The following is a 15,363-nucleotide window of genomic DNA, read 5'->3' as shown; positions in this document are numbered from 1 at the left end:
TCAGAGGTAGAAGCCGACCGTAGTGACGACCCGGGTGCCGCGCTCGCGCAGAGCGCGCCTGAGGCAAATCGTCGACTGGTTGTGCAACAGGTTCTCCCAGCGATGGCGGGTGACGAACACCGGCAGCACCACCATGCAGAAGGCGTGACGGTCCTTGTGATGCTCGCGCTCGAAGCGCCGCACGAAGTCGACCACCGGGTCCACCAGGGAGCGGTAGGGGGACTCCAGCACCTCCAGTGGAACGTCCGGCAGCTGCCGGCTCCACTGCTCGCGGAACGCCCCGGCGCGGCCGTCGCCGAGATCCACATGCACGGCCACTAGGTCGCTGGCGTTGCTGCGGGCGAAGCAGAGAGCTTCCAGGCTGCCGCGGTGCAGCTGGCCCACCAGCACCACCGTGGGGGTGCCGCCACCGGGGGGAGGGCCGGCGGGCAACGGCAGGCGCCCGGCGGTGTCAAGGCGCAGACGCCGGGCCACGGCGTCGTAATGGGCGCGGATCCGCAGGTACAGCATCACCAGCAGCGGAATCGCCACCACCACCACCCAGGCCCCCTGGGTGAACTTGCTGACCAGCAGCACCACGCCCACCACGGCGGTGATCCCGGCGCCGATGCCGTTGATCAGCGCCCTGGTGCGCCAGCCCCGATCCCGCAGCTTCCACCAGTGCACCACCATGCCGGCCTGGGAGAGGGTGAAGCTGATGAACACGCCCACCGCATAAAGGGGGATCAGGCGGCTGACGCTGCCATCAACGATCACCAGCAGCAGGCCGGCCAGGGCGCTGAGGGCAAAGATGCCGTTGCTGAACACCAGCCGGTCGCCCAGGGAGCAGAGCTGGCGAGGCAGAAAGCCGTCCTGGGCCAGGAAGGCCGCCAGCCTGGGGAAATCGGCATAGGCGGTGTTGGCCGCCAGCAGCAGGATCAGCAGTGTGGCGAGCTGCAGCACGAACAACAGCGGGCCATCCCCGAAAATCCGATCCCCCAGCTGATAGAGCAGGGTGGGGCCGTTCTCCTCCACCACCAGGCCGCTCTGGTGGGCCAGGGCGCTGATGCCGCTGAACATCAGGGCCAGCATCAGCACCATCACCCCCAATACCCGACGGGCGTTGCGCCACTCCACCGGCTTGAAGGCGGCGACGCTGTCGCTGATCGCCTCGATGCCGGTGAGGGCGGCGCAGCCGGAGCTGAAGGCCCGCATCAACAGCAGGGGGCCGATGGCCTGCAGGCCCTGGCTGCCCTGGTGGGCCGCCGCCAGCAGCCGTTGCTGCTCCGCCAGCGGCAGGGGAGGCAGCTGGCCCATCCCCAGCTTGAGGAAGCCCGCCACCAGCAGGGTGACGACCGCGCCCATGAAGAGGTAGGTGGGCAGGCTCAGGAACCTGGCGCTGGAGCTCACCCCCCGCAGGTTGGCAAGCATCACCAGCAGCACCGCCAGCAGGCAGAGGGGCACCCGGACCGCGGCCAGCGCAGGGAAATAGGAGGTGAGGGCGGCGATACCGGCGGCCACGCTCACCGCCACCGTCAGCACGTAGTCGATCGAGAGAGAGGCACCCGCCACCAGGCCAGCGCCCTGGCCGAGATTCTGCTGGGAGACCCGGTAGGAGCCGCCCCCCTGCGGGTAGGCCTTGATCGTCTGCCGGTAGCTGCTGGCCACCACCAGCATCAGGGCCACGATCAGGCCCGTGATCGGCAGGGTGAAGGGCAGGGCCGCCACTCCGCCCATCCCCAGCACCAGCACGATTTCCTGGGTGGCGTAGGCCACTGAGGAGAGGGCATCGGAGCTGAGGATCGCCAGCGCCTCGGCGTTGCTGTAACGCTCGCCGTGGTGGGCGCTGCTGGGCAAGGGAGTGCCGATCAGCCGGCGCCGCAGGGTGTCGAGGCGGGGCATGCGGCGTCGGCTTTTCCGATGACTGCTTTAGGACGCCAGGGGCCGTGGGCCTGGCCATCCATGGCACCAAGAAGCCACGTCAGACCAACCCACCATGGGTGCACGGCGAACGGGCGCCAAGCCAACCCCTACCTAATGTTCGGGCGATTCGTGAATCGCCACGTTGAACACAGCAACCCCCGCGATCTCCTGGCACGCCCTGGCTCCTGAGGCGTGCCTTGAAGCGCTGGGGGCCAGCTCCGAGGGTCTGAGCACAGCCCAGTGCGCTGAACGGCTGGCCAGGCTTGGCCTGAACCGGCTGGAGCTCAAGGCCGGGCGCAGCAATCTGCGCATCCTCTGGGATCAGTTCAGCAACGTGATGCTGATCATGCTGCTGGCAGTGGCGGCGGTGTCAGCCGGTGTGGCCTATGCGGCCCAGCGGTTCCCCAAGGATGCGATCGCCATCGTGCTGATCGTGGGCCTCAACGCCCTGCTCGGCTACCTGCAGGAAAGTCGCGCCCAGCAGGCGCTTCAGGCCCTGCGCGACATGGCCCAACCGCTGGTGACCGTGCGGCGCGACGGCCTCTGGCAACGGCTGCCCAGCGAACAGCTCGTGCCGGGGGATCTGATCCGGGTGGAGGCCGGCGACCGGGTACCGGCCGATGCCCGCCTGCTGGAGGTGGCCGAGCTGGGCCTGCGGGAGGCGGCCCTCACCGGCGAGGCCGAGGCGGTGAACAAGCTGGCCGGACTGGTGTTCGAACCTTCCACCCCCGTCCTGGAGCGTCAGAACTGCCTGTTCCAGGGCACCGAGGTGGTGCGCGGCCGCGGCCTGGCCGTGGTCAGCGCCACCGGCATGGACACCGAACTGGGCAAGATCGCCCAGATGATCAACACGGCGGGGGGGGAGACCACGCCGCTGCAGGAACGGCTCGATGGCCTGGCCAACGTGCTGGTCGTCTCCGCCCTGGCCCTGGTGGCCGTGGTGGTGGTGCTGGGTTGGCTGCTGGGCCAGCGCCTGCTCGATCTGCTGGAGGTGGCCCTGTCGATGGCGGTGGCGATCGTGCCGGAAGGACTGCCGGCGGTGATCACCGTGACCCTGGCCATCGGCACCCAGCGGATGGTGCAACGCGCCGCCCTGATCCGCCGCCTGCCGGCCGTGGAAGCCCTGGGTTCGGTCACGGTGATCTGCACCGACAAGACCGGCACCCTCACCCTCAACCGTCAGGTGGTGCAGGAGCTGCGCAGCGGCACCACGGCGCTGCAGGTGAGCGGCAACGGCTACGACCCCCACGGCGACTTCCACACCACAGAGCTCACCCCCCCCGCCGGAGTCACGGCTGGTGTGGCACCGGGGGGCCGCAATCTTCTGCTCCAGGCCGGTGTCCTCTGCAGCGACGCCGAACTCAAGCAGGAGCCCGATAGTCGCTGGGAAATCCTCGGTGACCCCACCGAAGGGGCCCTGGTGGTGGCGGCGGCGAAGGCCGACCTCGACGGTTTCGCCCTGCGCAGCCACTACAAACGCCAGGCCGAGATTCCCTTCAGCTCCGAACGTCAGCTGATGGCGGTCTGGGTGCAGGATCGCGACGGCAGCCTGCAGGCCCCCCTGGGGGAAACGTCGGCCGGCTCCACCACCTTGATGATCAGCAAGGGGGCCCCTGAAGTGATCCTCGGCACTTGCGATCGCTGGCTCGCCGCCTCCGGTGTGGCCACCCTCAGTACCCCCCAGCGCCAGTGGTGGCTGGACCAGGCCCGCGACCTGGCTGCGTCCGGCCTGCGGGTGCTGGCCTTCGCCTGCGCCCCCCACCACCCCAGCCCCGAGCACGAACTGGAGCATCAGGTGTTGCTGGGGCTGATGGCCCAGCTGGATCCCGCCCGTCCCGAGGTGGCCGAGGCGGTGGCCCGCTGCCGTGAAGCCGGCATCCGTCCGGTGATGATCACCGGCGACCACCCCCTCACCGCCCGGGCCATCGGCGTCAGCATCGGTCTGGTGGAGCCGGGTGCCGAGGTGGTGCTCGGCCGGCAGCTGGAGGAGGCCGATGCCGCCGGGCTGGCCGCGATCGTGGCTCGGTGCAACATCTACGCCAGGGTGCCGCCCGAGCAGAAACTGCGTATCGTCAAGGCCCTTCAGGGCCTGGGGCAGATCGTGGCCATGACCGGCGACGGCGTCAACGACGCCCCGGCCCTCAAGCAGGCCCACATCGGTGTGGCCATGGGGATCACCGGCACTGAGGTGAGCAAGGAAGCCTCGGACATGGTGCTGCTCGATGACAACTTCGCCACGATCGTCAATGCCGTGGAGCAGGGCAGGCTGGTGTATGCGAACATCCGCCGCTTCATCAAGTACATCCTCGGCAGCAATGTGGGCGAGCTGATCACCATCGGCTCCGCCCCCCTGCTGGGTCTGATGGGCGTGCCGATGACCCCCCTCCAGATCCTCTGGATGAACCTGGTCACTGACGGCGTGCCCGCCCTGGCCCTGGCGCTGGAGCCCGGGGAGGCGGGCCTGATGCAGCGCCCCCCCGCCGAGCCCGGCGAATCCATCTTCGCCCGGGGCATCGGCAGCTACATCCTGCGCATCGGGGTGGTGTTCGCCGTGATCACGATCACGATGATGCTGTACGCCTCCCGCTCCGGCTCTCCCTGGAAGACGATGGTGTTCACGATGCTGTGCCTGGCGCAGATGGGACACGCCCTGGCGGCCCGCAGCGACCTGCCGCTGATCCAGGTGAATCCCTTCAGCAATCCCTGGTTGCTGGGGGCTGTGGTGTTCACAGCGTTGTTGCAGTTGTCGCTGCTCTACGTCCCGATGCTGGCCCAATTCTTCGGCACCGTGCCCCTTTCAGCCCGTGATCTGGCCATCTGCGTGGGATTCAGTCTGGTGTTTTTCCTTTACCTGGAACTCGAGAAGGTATGGCGGCTCTGGCGCCGTCGTCGCAGCGCCGACGCCTGAGCCCCGCACCGACCCCGGCCGACTGATAACGAGTGCTTGGTGAACCCATAGATCTTTCCTTCGTGGAAAGGCCTCTGCTCGTCGCCTGTGATCTTAGTGTTCGCCACCACGCGGGCCATCTCCGATCCCGATCGTTCTCCCGCCATGACCCTGCTCTTCGCCCAGACGGCCTGGCTGGTTCCGCTCTACCCCCTGGTGGCGTCCCTGCTGTCGCTGCTGTGGTCTCCGGGGCTGATCTCACGCACGGGCCCCCGCCCCTGCGGCTATCTCAACCTCACCCTGGTGAGCGTGTCCTTCGTCCACAGCACCGCCGCCCTGATGGCGCTGCATTCCAATTCCGCCGCCGGTGCGGCCGCTCTCTACAAGCCCCTCACCTTCGGCTGGACCTGGCTGGAGACCGCCGGGCTCAAGGTGGGCTTCGACGGCCTGATCACCGAGCCGGCCCTGATCGCGATGACGGTGATCACCGGCCTGCATGTGTTGGTGCAGATCTACGCGATCGGCTATCTGGAGATGGACTGGGGCTGGCCCCGTTTCTTCGGGTCCCTGAGCTTCTTCGAGGCCGGTCTGTGCGCCCTGGTGCTCACGGACTCGCTGTTCTTCAGCTACGTGATCCTCGAGCTGCTCACCCTGGGGACCTACCTGATCGTCGGCACCTGGTACAACCAGCCCCTGGTGGTCAAGGGCGCACGCGATGCGTTCCTCACCAAGCGGATCGGCGACCTGATCCTGCTGGCGGGCCTGATCGCCCTGCTGCCGATCACCGGCACCTGGAACTTCCATGGGCTGCAGGCCTGGGCCGCCGATCAGGTCAACAACGGCAACCCCCTTCCCCAGGTTCTGCCGTTGATCCTGCTGGCCTTGATCGCCGGGCCGATGGGCAAGTGCGCCCAGATCCCCCTGCACCTGTGGCTCGATGAGGCCATGGAGAGCCCTTTGCCCTCCACCGTGCTTCGTAACTCGGTGGTGGTGGTGGGCGGCGCCTGGGTGCTGCTGCGGCTCGAGCCCCTGATCGAACTCAGCCCCCTGGTGCAGACCGTGCTCGTGATCGTGGGCGGAACCACGGCCCTGGTGGCCTCCCTGATCGCCCTCGCCCAGATCGATGTGAAGCGCGCCCTCTCCTTCCTGGTGAGCAGCTGGCTCGGCCTGCTGTTCGTGGCGGTGGGTCTGGGCGGCATCAGCGTGGCCGATCACCTGATGCTGGTGTATCCGCTGCCGATGGCGCTGATGTTGATGGTGATCGGCGCCATCGTGATCACCAACGTCACCCAGGACCTCACCCAGCTCGGGGGCCTGTGGAGCAAGCGTCCGCTGATGGGCCTGGCCTTCCTCACAGGCGCCGCCGGCCTGATGGCCTTGCCGCCGTTCGGTGGCTTCGCCGCCCTGCGCGAGCTCATGGAGCTCACGGCCGAGAGCTCCCATCCGGTGCTGCTCGGTTGCCTGGTGCTGTTCACCAATGCCCTGATCAGCGCCGGCCTGATCCGGGTGTTCGGTCTGATCTGGGGCGGGCGTCCGTCGGTGTTCACCACCCGCTCCGCGGAGGTGCTGTGGCTGATGGCCCTGCCCACCTTCGTGCTCATGGGCCTGGTGCTGCACCTGCCGCAGCTGCTGGTGATCAACGGCGTCTTCGCCCTGTCCCCGCTTCCGGGCTGGGGGCCGCTGGCGGTGCCCCTGCTGATCTCCACCCTCGTGGGCGGCGGCCTCTCGGCGGTGTTTTACCTGCGGCCCCACCCCCTGGCCCATCTGCCGGCCGCCCTCGGCGGCCTGCAGGACTGGCTGGCCCACGACATGCAGACCGAGCGCTTCTACCACCGCACCGTGGTGTGGCTGGTGGTGGCCCTGGCCAGGCTCAGCGCCTGGTCGGATGACCGGCTGATCGAGGGCTTCAGTGGTGCCTCCGGCAGTGCCGCCCTCGAGGGTGCACGCCGCCTCAGCTTCACCACCTCCGGCCGCACCCAGGCCTATGCCCTCACCCTCGTTCTCGGGGTGCTGCTGATGGCCGCCTGGCTGCTGGCCTCCGCCCCTTCCGTTCCGTCCGAACTCGTTCGCCCGTTCCGCTGATGGGATCGTCCACGCTCCTGCTTCTCCTGGCCGCACCCCTGGCCGGCACCCTGCTGCTGCCCCTGCTGCCGGCAACCGTTGCTTCCGTTCGGGTCCGCGGCATCGCGGCCCTGTTCGGCGCCCTGCAGCTGCTGGTGGGCCTGCTCTGTTGGCAGACCCCCCCCGCCGACCTGCAGCTCTCCTGGCTGCCGAAACTCGGGCTCAGGCTCGATCTCGGTCTGGATGGCCTCTCGCTGCCGCTGGTGCTGCTCACCGCGCTGATCACCTCTCTTTCGATCCTCTCGGCAGCGGCTGACCAGTCCCGGCCGCGGCTGTTCTTCTCCCTGATGCTGGCCACCAACCTGGGTGTCGTCGGGGGTTTGCTGGCCCGCAACGCCCTGCTGTTCGTTCTGGCCTTCGAGCTGGTGCTGATCCCGATCACCCTGCTGGTGGCGGTCTGGGGGGGCGAGAAGCGGGCCGGTGCCGCGGTGCGTTTTCTGCTCTACAGCGCCGTCTCCGGCCTGGTCCTGCTGGCGGCGGTGCTGGCCTTCGCCTGGTTCAATCCCGCCGGTCCGCTCTTCGCTTTCGAGGATCTTCGCCAGGCCCAGTTCTCCCCCACGGCCCAACGCTGGATCCTGGCCCTGCTGCTGCTCTCCTTCGGCCTGAAGCTTCCCGTCTTTCCCCTGCACGGCTGGCAGCCCTTCACCTACGGCCAGACCCCCACCCCGGTGGTGATGCTGCTGGCGGGCTCCGTCTCCAAGCTGGGCGCCTACGGCCTGCTGCGCTTCGGCGTGGGCTTCCTCCCGGAGACCTGGGCCGCCTGGTCGCCCTGGATCGCCGCCGCCGGCTCCATCAGCGCGGTGTACGGGGCGCTCAACGCCATCGCCCAGAACGACATCCGCCGCCTGATGGCCTTCAGCTCCCTCGGCCACATGGGCCTGCTGGTGCTTGGGCTGTCGGCCGCCACCCCCCTCAGCCTGCAGGGGGCGGTGGCCCAGATGCTCGCCCACGGCATCATCGTGGCCCTGCTGTTCGCCTGCGTGGGGCTGATCGAGCGCAAGACCGGCACCACCGCCATCCCCGAGCTCTCCGGCCTGATGAATCCGCTGCGCGGACTGCCCTTCACCATGGGCATGCTGCTGCTGGCCATGATGGCGGCCGCCGGTATCCCCGGCCTGGCGGGCTTCCCGGCCGAGCTGCTGGTGTTCGAGGGCAGCTGGACCATCTTCCCCCGCATCACCCTGGTCAGCCTGATCGCCTCGGGCTTCACTGCCGTCTACGCCGTCCGCCTGTTCAACAGGGTGGGCTTCGGCCGCCTCGACAACGAGCGTGCCGAATGGACCTCCACCTGCTGGAGCGAGCGGGCGCCGGCCATGGCCCTGGCCGTGCTGGTGATCGCGGCGGGCCTCTGGCCTACGGCCCTCACGGGCTGGAGTGAGACCGAATCCACTGGTCTGGCCCTGCGCACCCAGCCGTTCCTCAGCCGGTCCGCCGCCCAGCCCCTCAGCCTCGCCGCCGCCGCCTCCCCCCTCATCGCCGTCACCCTCCCTTCAGCCTCGGAGCTGCGCACGTCATGACGCCCCCCACCGCCACGGCCCCCGAGCCCGTCACCGCTCCCCTGATCCCGCCCTCCACCCATCGCTATGCCGATGTGATCCACCGGCTGGAGGCCGGCGGCTCGATGCTGCCGGACACGCCGGAGAACCTGATGCAGATCATCGGCATCTACAAGGCCTATGCCGTGCCGATGGACTTCTACTGGCGCGACCTGCTCTACATCGCCGAGCAGGTGTTTCTCGATCCCCTGCCGGCGTTCAAGTACTTCATCAGTCAGGAGTACCTCGATCTCCCCAATTCCTACGCCGGCGATCAGTCGAAGCTGCGGATCTGGCGTGGTGGCGAGAAGGCCCACCCCGAACTGCTGGAGTTCATGGCCAATGGGGAGGCCGGCAAGATGCCGAAGCTGCTCCATCACCTCTGGCACGACCGGATCAACATGGAGTTCGCCGAGGCGTGCATGGAAGCCATGCTCTGGCATCAGGACATGGGCGGCCGCTTCTACGACTATCTCGACAGTGACGCTTACCGGGCCAACGCCGATCGCGCCATCAAGGCCTACTTCCGCGGCAATCCTCTGATGCTCGGCCTCTATCGCCTGTTCCCTGAGATGTTCATGGAGCAGGTGAAGAAGATGAGCTACTACGCCAACCTCGGCCTCTTCTGGGAGGTGATGGCGCCGGTGTTCTTCGAGATGAGCGACATCTACGACGAGGGAGGTTTCTCCGGAGTGCCCGCCGCCATGGATTTCCTGGTCAACGGCATCTTCGCGGTGGCTGGCCGGCCCATCTATCACCACGTGTATATCAAGGGTGAGTGTTTCGAGATCATCCCCAAGAGCGAAGGCTTCACCTGGCTTTACGAAGCGGCTTTGCCCTACGTGGAGGCGGTGTTCTACCGCACGGCACCCTTCCGGGGCACCAAGAGCTACAACGCCCAGGCCTATCAGGTGCCCTCCGATCAGGCCGATTTCCACTACGGCATCCTTTATGCCGACGTGTTCCCCGTGGGCTCGGCCGGCATCCCTCCCACCCTGCTGATGCAGGACATGCTGCATTTCCTGCCCCCCTATCTCGTGGATCTGTACAAGACCCACAAGCGGGGTGAGGAGGATCAGTTGATCCAGCTGGGCATCACCTTCCAGCGCTCCATGTACAACGTCACCTCGGCGGTGATCCAGGCCCTGCGCGACGCCCTGCTCTATCCGCTCGATGACACCGATCCCGAGCACCTGATGGCCAACAGGCGTTTCTTTGAGGCCCAGATGGACCGCTTTCTGCGGCCTGAGGCGCGCCTGAGCCAGATCCAGACCCAGGACTACCGCTAGGAGATCCCCATGGCCAACATCATCGAGACCGCCAAGGGCGCCGGCGTCTTCGGCACCCTGCTCACCGCCGTCGAGGTGGCCGGGCTCACGGGTGCCCTGGAAAGCCCCGGCCCCTTCACCGTCTTCGCCCCGGTCGATGACGCCTTCGCGGCCCTTCCCCCCGGCACGGTCCAGACCCTGGTGGACAACGTGCCCCAGCTGGCCCGGATCCTCAAATTCCATGTGCTCTCCGGGGCCTACCGGCGGGAGCAACTGATTGAGCAGCCGGAGTGGGAGAGCCTGGAGGGGGCACCGGTGGCGATCCGCCGGGCGGAACCCTTTGAGGTCAAGAACGCCACCGTTGTTTCCGCCGACATCGTCTGCGACAACGGCATCGTGCATGTGATCGACCGGGTGATCCTGCCGGGATGAGTAGAGCGGGCCTGCTGGGGCTGGCGCTGGTCGGTGCCCTGGTGGGCTGCGCCGCCGGCAACGGGGACCCCGGCAGCCCCACCATGGCCAAGATCCGCGACCGGGGAAGGCTGGTCTGCGCCGTGGATGGGGCCGTTCCTGGATTCAGCACGGTGGGCCCCGGCGGCGCCTTCGTGGGCATCGACGCCGACTTCTGCCGGGCGGTGGCTGCCGCGGTGCTCGGGGACCCCACCAAGGTGGAGTTCCGGCCGGTGACGGCAGGCGAGCGCTTCGTGGCCCTCAGCAGTGGCGAGGTGGACCTGCTCTCGATCAGCTCCACCCACACCCTCAGCCGCGACGCCCCAGGCGGCAATGCCCTCAGCTTCGGGCCTGTTTTCTTCTATGACGGCCAGGGGGTGATGGTGCCCAAGGCCAGCGGCATCCGCCGCCTGCGGCAGCTGGCCGGCAAGCCGATCTGCGTCGAGAGCGGCACCAACACCGAGCTCAACCTGGCCGATCGCATGCGGGAACTGGGGGTCGCCTACCAGCCGCTGCGCTTCCAGTCGGGCGAGCAGGCCTATCCGGCCTACGAGCAGGGGCGCTGCGCCGCCATCACCAGCGACAGCTCCCTGCTGGCGGCCAAGCGCAGCGGCTTCAAGGATCCTGCCGCCCATGGGCTGCTCCCCGAGCTGCTCAGCAAGGAGCCCAGCGCCAAGGTGACGGTGCAGGCGGATCCGGCCTGGGCCGATGCGGTGCGCTGGGTCAGCCACACCCTGCTCCAGGCGGAGGAGAGCGGCTTCACCCAGGCCAACGTGGAGGCCCGGCGGGCCGCCGCCAAGAAGGACACCAGCCAGGCGGAGCAACGCCGCTTCCTGGGGATCGAGGGGGATTTCGGTCGCCAGCTGGGCCTGCCCGCCGACTTCACACTGCAGGTGGTGAAGGCGGTGGGCAACTACGGCGAGTTGTTCGAGCGCCACTTGGGCCCAGCCACGCCCCTGGGCCTCGAGCGGGGCCTTAACCGGCTCTGGAGCCGCGGCGGCCTGCACATCGCCCCGCCCTTCCGCTGAGGAGGTTCCGGGCGGCCTACCTGCGCCGGCCCGCACCTGCAACAATGCGGCCACCTCAAGATGCCCGCATGTTCTGGAACCGGACCCGCTCCCTTGGGGTGTCCCTGTTGGCGGCCGGCCTGCTGGCCGGTTGCGCTGGAGAGGATGGCGGTGTGCAGAGCCAGAAGCTCTCCACAATCACGGGGCGGGGCAAGCTGATCTGCGGCGTGGAAGGCAAGCTGCCCGGCTTCAGCTTCGTGGGCCCCGACGGCAAGTACCTGGGCCTTGATGTGGACGTCTGCAAGGCGGTGGCCGCCGCGGTGCTGGGGGATCCCGAAAAGGTGGAGTACCGCGATCTGAACTCCAGTGAACGCTTCGCCGCCCTGGCCAGCGGCGAGGTGGATCTGCTGTCGCGCAATACCACCATGACCCTGAGCCGCGATGCGGCCGGCGGCAACGGCCTCAGCTTCGCCCCCACCACCTTCTATGACGGTCAGGGCGTGCTGGTGCCCGTGGCCAGCGGCATCAAGGACCTCAAGGGCCTCGCCGGCAAGCCGATCTGCGTCGAGAGCGGCACCACCACCGAGCTCAACCTGGCCGACCGGATGCGGGAGCAGAACATCCCCTACACGCCGCTGAAGTTCCAGACCAGCGACCAGACCTTCGCCGCCTACCTCGGCGACCGCTGCGTCGCCGTCACCAGCGACCGCTCCCAGCTGGCCGGCAAGCGCACCAGCTTCCCCAACCCCGATGCCCACACCCTGCTGCCGGTGGTGATGAGCAAGGAGCCCCTCACCCCCGCCACCACCAACGGCGATCCCGCCTGGGCCGATGCCGTGCGCTGGATCGTCTACGGCCTGATGCAGGCCGAGGAGAGCGGCATCACCCAGGCGAACGTCGACGCCAAGCTGGCCGAGGCGAAGGCCAACAAGAACCTCGCCGACCTGAGACGGTTCCTCGGCGTTGAAGGTGACTTCGGCAAGCAGCTGGGCCTGCCGCCCGACTTCGTGGTCAAGGCGGTGAAGGCGGCGGGCAACTACGGCGAGATCTTTGATCGCAATGTGGGCCCCGCCTCCGCTCTCAAGCTCGACCGGGGCCTCAACCGCCAGTGGAAGGATGGCGGGCTGATCTACTCCCCGCCCTTCCGTTGATGGCGCCGGTCCCCCCCGCCGACCCGACCCCATCGCCACTGTCTGCCGCGAAACTGCCTGCCCCAAAGCCACCCTGGTGGCGCGACCGCCGCGTCGTTCCCTGGGTGGTGCAGGCCGTGGTGGGTCTGCTGGTGCTGCTGCTGATCGCCTTCCTGCTGGGCAATCTGATCCGCAACCTGACGGCGGCCGGGCTGCTGCTGAGCTGGCGCTGGCTGCAGCAGCCCGCCGGCTTCGACATCTCGGAATCGGTGATTCCCTTCAATGCCCAGCTGCCCTACTGGCGCGCCCTGGCCGCCGGTCTGGTCAACACGATCCGGGCGGTGCTGGTGGGTCTGGTGGGGGCCACCCTGCTGGGCACCCTGGTGGGGATGGCCTCCTTCAGCCACAACGGCCTGCTGCGGCGCCTGGCCCGGGTCTACGTGGAGGTGGTGCGCAACATCCCGCTGCTGCTGCAGCTGGTCTTCTGGTATTTCGTGGTGTTCCTCACCCTGCCCAACGGCCTGGCGGCCATCCAGCTCCCGGGCGTGGTGCTGGCCAAATCGGGCCTGTACATCGCCGGGTTCGGCGAGGGCCTGCGCTGGATGGGCCCCACCCTGGTGAACGGGGTCTGGCAGGCACCGGTGCGTCTGAGCGTCGAATTCGGCGCCCTGCTCACCGGCCTGATCGTTTATTCGGGGGCCTTCATCGCCGAGGTGGTGCGGGGCGGCATCGCCGCCGTTCCCAAGGGGCAGTGGGAGGCGGCCTCTTCCCTGGGGCTGAGCTGGTTCGCCACCCTGCGCCGCATCGTGCTGCCGCAGTCGCTGCGGGTGATCGTGCCGGGTCTGAACACCCAGTACATCTCCCTGGCCAAGAACTCCTCCCTGGCCGTGGCCGTGGGCTACACCGACCTCTATTCCGTGGCCGAGACCACGCTCAACCAGACCGGACGGGCGGTGGAGGTGATCCTCGTGCTGCTGGCGGCCTACCTCACCCTCGACCTCTTGATCTCCGCTCTGATGAACGGTTTGAACCGCCTTGTGCAGATCCGGGAGCGCTGAGATGAACCCCCTTTTGCGGCGCCTTCGCGCCGAACTGTTCGCCACCCGCGCCGACGCCGCGCTGAGCCTGGTGTTGATCAGCCTGATCAGCCTGGCCGCCATCGGATGTCTGCGTTGGGTCCTCACCCAGGCCCAGTGGGCCGTGGTGAAGGTGAACAGCACCCTGTTCGCGGTGGGCCGCTACCCGGTGGAGCAACAGTGGCGCCTCTGGCTGCTCACCGCCCTGCTGGTCGCAGCCAGCGGTGCCACCTGGGGCCTGATCAGGGCCCACCCCCGCCCCGACCGCACTGGCGTGCTCTGGCCCCGCAACGACCGCCTGGCCGTGGGGCTGCTCAGCCTGATCGCCCTGGCTTTGCCCTGGGCCCTGGATCTGAACCTCGCCATCGCCGGCCGCTGGTGGGGGCTCACCGTGCTGCTCGTCTTCTGCCGCTGGCTGGCCGGTCGCTACGGGGCCAGGCTGTCGCCCGCAGGCCAACGGCTGGCGGCCCTGGTGTGGCCGGTGCTCTACCTGGTGGGCATGGTGCTGATCAGTGGCGGCCTGGGCCTGGTGACGGTCTCCCCGTCGGAATGGGGCGGCCTGATGCTCACCCTGCTGGCCTCCAGCTTCGCGATCCTGCTGTGCTTCCCGATCGGGGTACTGCTGGCGCTGGGGCGCCGCAGCGACCTGCCGCTGCTGCGCTGGGGTTCGGTGCTCTACATCGAGTTCATCCGCGGCGCCCCCCTGATCACCCTGCTGTTCCTCGGCCAGAACATCCTCGGTTTCCTGCTGCCCGGTGGCCTGGCGCCCGAGCGGGTCTGGCGGGCGGCCTGGGTGCTCACCTTCTTCGCCGCCGCCTACCTGGCGGAGGCGGTGCGCTCCGGCCTGGCGGCCGTGCCCCGGGGCCAGCTGGAAGCCGCCCGCTCCCTGGGGCTGTCGTATCCGAAGGCCCTTCAGCATGTGGTGCTGCCCCAGGCCCTGCGGGTGGCCCTGCCGGCGATCGTGGGCCAGTTCATCTCGCTGCTGCAGGACACCACCCTGCTGTCGCTGATCGGATTGCTCGAACTGCTCGGCACGGCCCGCACCGTGATGGCCAACCCGGCTTTCCTGGGGCGGAACGGCGAGGTGTACCTCACCCTGGCGGTGCTGTTCTGGGGCTGCTGTGCCGCCCTCGGACTGGGCAGCCGGGCCCTGGAGCGGCGCCTCGATCCCCACGCGGTGCCCAGCGCTACCTGATTTGTTTCCCCCTTCCCCGCTCCGTTGACGCTTCCCGCCCCATGAGCCAACCCAGCAGCGAACTGATGATCGAGGCGCGGGCCGTCGAGAAGTGGTACCCCAACGGATTCCAGGCGTTGCGCGGCGCCAGCCTGACGGTGCGGCGCGGCGAGGTGGTGGTGATCATGGGCCCCTCGGGTTCGGGCAAGAGCACCTTCATCCGCACCTTCAATGCCCTGGAGGATTTCCAGAAGGGCAGCATCACCGTCGACGGCATCGTGCTCTCCAACGACCTGCGCAACATCGACGCCGTCCGAAGGGAGGTGGGGATGGTGTTCCAGCAGTTCAACCTGTTTCCGCACCTCTCGGTGCTCGACAACCTCACCCTGGCGCCGGTGCTCGTCCGCAAGCGCCCGAAGGCCGAAGTGGAGCAGCAGGCCTGGGCCCTGCTGGAGCGGGTGGGCATCGCCGAACAGGCGGGCAAGTATCCCGGCCAGCTCTCGGGCGGCCAGCAGCAGCGGGTGGCGATCGCCCGGGCCCTCTGCATGGAGCCCCGCATCCTGCTGTTCGATGAACCCACCAGCTCCCTTGACCCGGAGATGGTGCGGGAAGTGCTGGAGGTGATGCAGAACCTCGCCGCCGAGGACATCACCATGGTGGTAGTGACCCACGAGGTGAAGTTCGCCCGCCATGTGGCCCATCGGGTGGTGCTGATGGCCGACGGCGAAGTCGTGGAGGAGGCTGAACCCGAGCTGTTCTTCACCAACCCCAGCCATCAGCGCACCCGGCGCTTTCTGGATCAGATCCTCTGAG

Annotated in this window: 11 protein-coding genes; 10 read left to right on the top strand and 1 reads right to left on the bottom strand. The window is 68.3% G+C overall.

From position 1 onward, the window contains the following. Positions 1-1,881 carry an APC family permease gene (locus KBZ33_RS05545; protein ID WP_254951316.1) on the bottom strand — a complete coding sequence of 627 codons (1,881 nt, stop codon included), beginning with the start codon at positions 1,879-1,881 and terminating at the stop codon, positions 1-3. Positions 1,882-2,044: 163 nt separating this feature from the next. Between KBZ33_RS05545 and KBZ33_RS05540 the strand changes: the two genes are divergently transcribed. From KBZ33_RS05540 to KBZ33_RS05495, 10 genes are all read left to right on the top strand, one after another. Beyond that, positions 2,045-4,810, top strand: coding sequence for a cation-transporting P-type ATPase (locus tag KBZ33_RS05540; protein WP_254951318.1), 2,766 nt, complete (start codon positions 2,045-2,047; stop codon positions 4,808-4,810). Between the two features lie 144 nt (positions 4,811-4,954). After that, positions 4,955-6,871: an NAD(P)H-quinone oxidoreductase subunit F gene (locus KBZ33_RS05535; protein ID WP_254951320.1), complete on the top strand. Its 1,917-nt coding sequence runs from the start codon at positions 4,955-4,957 to the stop codon at positions 6,869-6,871. Further along, on the top strand, positions 6,871-8,427 hold the full coding sequence (locus tag KBZ33_RS05530; RefSeq protein WP_254951321.1) for a NuoM family protein: 1,557 nt from the start codon (positions 6,871-6,873) through the stop codon (positions 8,425-8,427). The genes KBZ33_RS05535 and KBZ33_RS05530 overlap by 1 nt, the downstream gene beginning before the upstream one ends. Next, positions 8,424-9,734, top strand: a complete 1,311-nt coding sequence (locus KBZ33_RS05525) for a CO2 hydration protein (RefSeq protein WP_254951322.1) — start codon at positions 8,424-8,426, stop codon at positions 9,732-9,734. Before KBZ33_RS05530 ends, KBZ33_RS05525 begins: the two co-directional genes overlap by 4 nt. Before the next feature lie 9 nt (positions 9,735-9,743). After that, a complete protein-coding gene (locus tag KBZ33_RS05520; RefSeq protein ID WP_254951323.1) occupies positions 9,744-10,145 on the top strand; it encodes a fasciclin domain-containing protein in 402 nt (133 codons plus the stop codon). Next, on the top strand, positions 10,142-11,191 hold the full coding sequence (locus KBZ33_RS05515) for an amino acid ABC transporter substrate-binding protein (RefSeq protein WP_254951325.1): 1,050 nt from the start codon (positions 10,142-10,144) through the stop codon (positions 11,189-11,191). The genes KBZ33_RS05520 and KBZ33_RS05515 overlap by 4 nt, the downstream gene beginning before the upstream one ends. 68 nt (positions 11,192-11,259) lie before the next feature. Further along, entirely contained in the window at positions 11,260-12,321 is a 1,062-nt protein-coding gene (locus tag KBZ33_RS05510) for an amino acid ABC transporter substrate-binding protein (RefSeq protein WP_255011582.1), read from the top strand. Continuing rightward, a complete protein-coding gene (locus KBZ33_RS05505; protein ID WP_254951329.1) occupies positions 12,321-13,358 on the top strand; it encodes an ABC transporter permease subunit in 1,038 nt (345 codons plus the stop codon). The genes KBZ33_RS05510 and KBZ33_RS05505 overlap by 1 nt, the downstream gene beginning before the upstream one ends. Before the next feature lies 1 nt (position 13,359). Beyond that, positions 13,360-14,571, top strand: a complete 1,212-nt coding sequence (locus KBZ33_RS05500; RefSeq protein WP_254951331.1) for an amino acid ABC transporter permease — start codon at positions 13,360-13,362, stop codon at positions 14,569-14,571. A gap of 41 nt (positions 14,572-14,612) precedes the next feature. Next, on the top strand, positions 14,613-15,362 hold the full coding sequence (locus KBZ33_RS05495; RefSeq protein WP_315859143.1) for an amino acid ABC transporter ATP-binding protein: 750 nt from the start codon (positions 14,613-14,615) through the stop codon (positions 15,360-15,362). Position 15,363: the final 1 nt, after the last annotated feature.

This window comes from Cyanobium sp. Cruz-8D1, assembly GCF_024345975.1.
In the GTDB taxonomy this organism is placed as follows: domain Bacteria; phylum Cyanobacteriota; class Cyanobacteriia; order PCC-6307; family Cyanobiaceae; genus Cyanobium.
Note: the sequence above shows the minus strand (reverse complement) of the source record. Positions and strands in the feature narration are given on the sequence as shown.

What these genes read in the sequence shown, in the direction of transcription:
- KBZ33_RS05545 (WP_254951316.1), bottom strand. Translation starts at nt 1,881, where the DNA reads ATGCCCCGCCTCGACACCCTGCGGCGCCGGCTGATCGGCACTCCCTTG.
- KBZ33_RS05535 (WP_254951320.1), top strand. Translation starts at nt 4,955, where the DNA reads ATGACCCTGCTCTTCGCCCAGACGGCCTGGCTGGTTCCGCTCTACCCC.
- KBZ33_RS05530 (WP_254951321.1), top strand. Translation starts at nt 6,871, where the DNA reads ATGGGATCGTCCACGCTCCTGCTTCTCCTGGCCGCACCCCTGGCCGGC.
- KBZ33_RS05525 (WP_254951322.1), top strand. Translation starts at nt 8,424, where the DNA reads ATGACGCCCCCCACCGCCACGGCCCCCGAGCCCGTCACCGCTCCCCTG.
- KBZ33_RS05520 (WP_254951323.1), top strand. Translation starts at nt 9,744, where the DNA reads ATGGCCAACATCATCGAGACCGCCAAGGGCGCCGGCGTCTTCGGCACC.
- KBZ33_RS05515 (WP_254951325.1), top strand. Translation starts at nt 10,142, where the DNA reads ATGAGTAGAGCGGGCCTGCTGGGGCTGGCGCTGGTCGGTGCCCTGGTG.
- KBZ33_RS05510 (WP_255011582.1), top strand. Translation starts at nt 11,260, where the DNA reads ATGTTCTGGAACCGGACCCGCTCCCTTGGGGTGTCCCTGTTGGCGGCC.
- KBZ33_RS05505 (WP_254951329.1), top strand. Translation starts at nt 12,321, where the DNA reads ATGGCGCCGGTCCCCCCCGCCGACCCGACCCCATCGCCACTGTCTGCC.
- KBZ33_RS05500 (WP_254951331.1), top strand. Translation starts at nt 13,360, where the DNA reads ATGAACCCCCTTTTGCGGCGCCTTCGCGCCGAACTGTTCGCCACCCGC.
- KBZ33_RS05495 (WP_315859143.1), top strand. Translation starts at nt 14,613, where the DNA reads ATGAGCCAACCCAGCAGCGAACTGATGATCGAGGCGCGGGCCGTCGAG.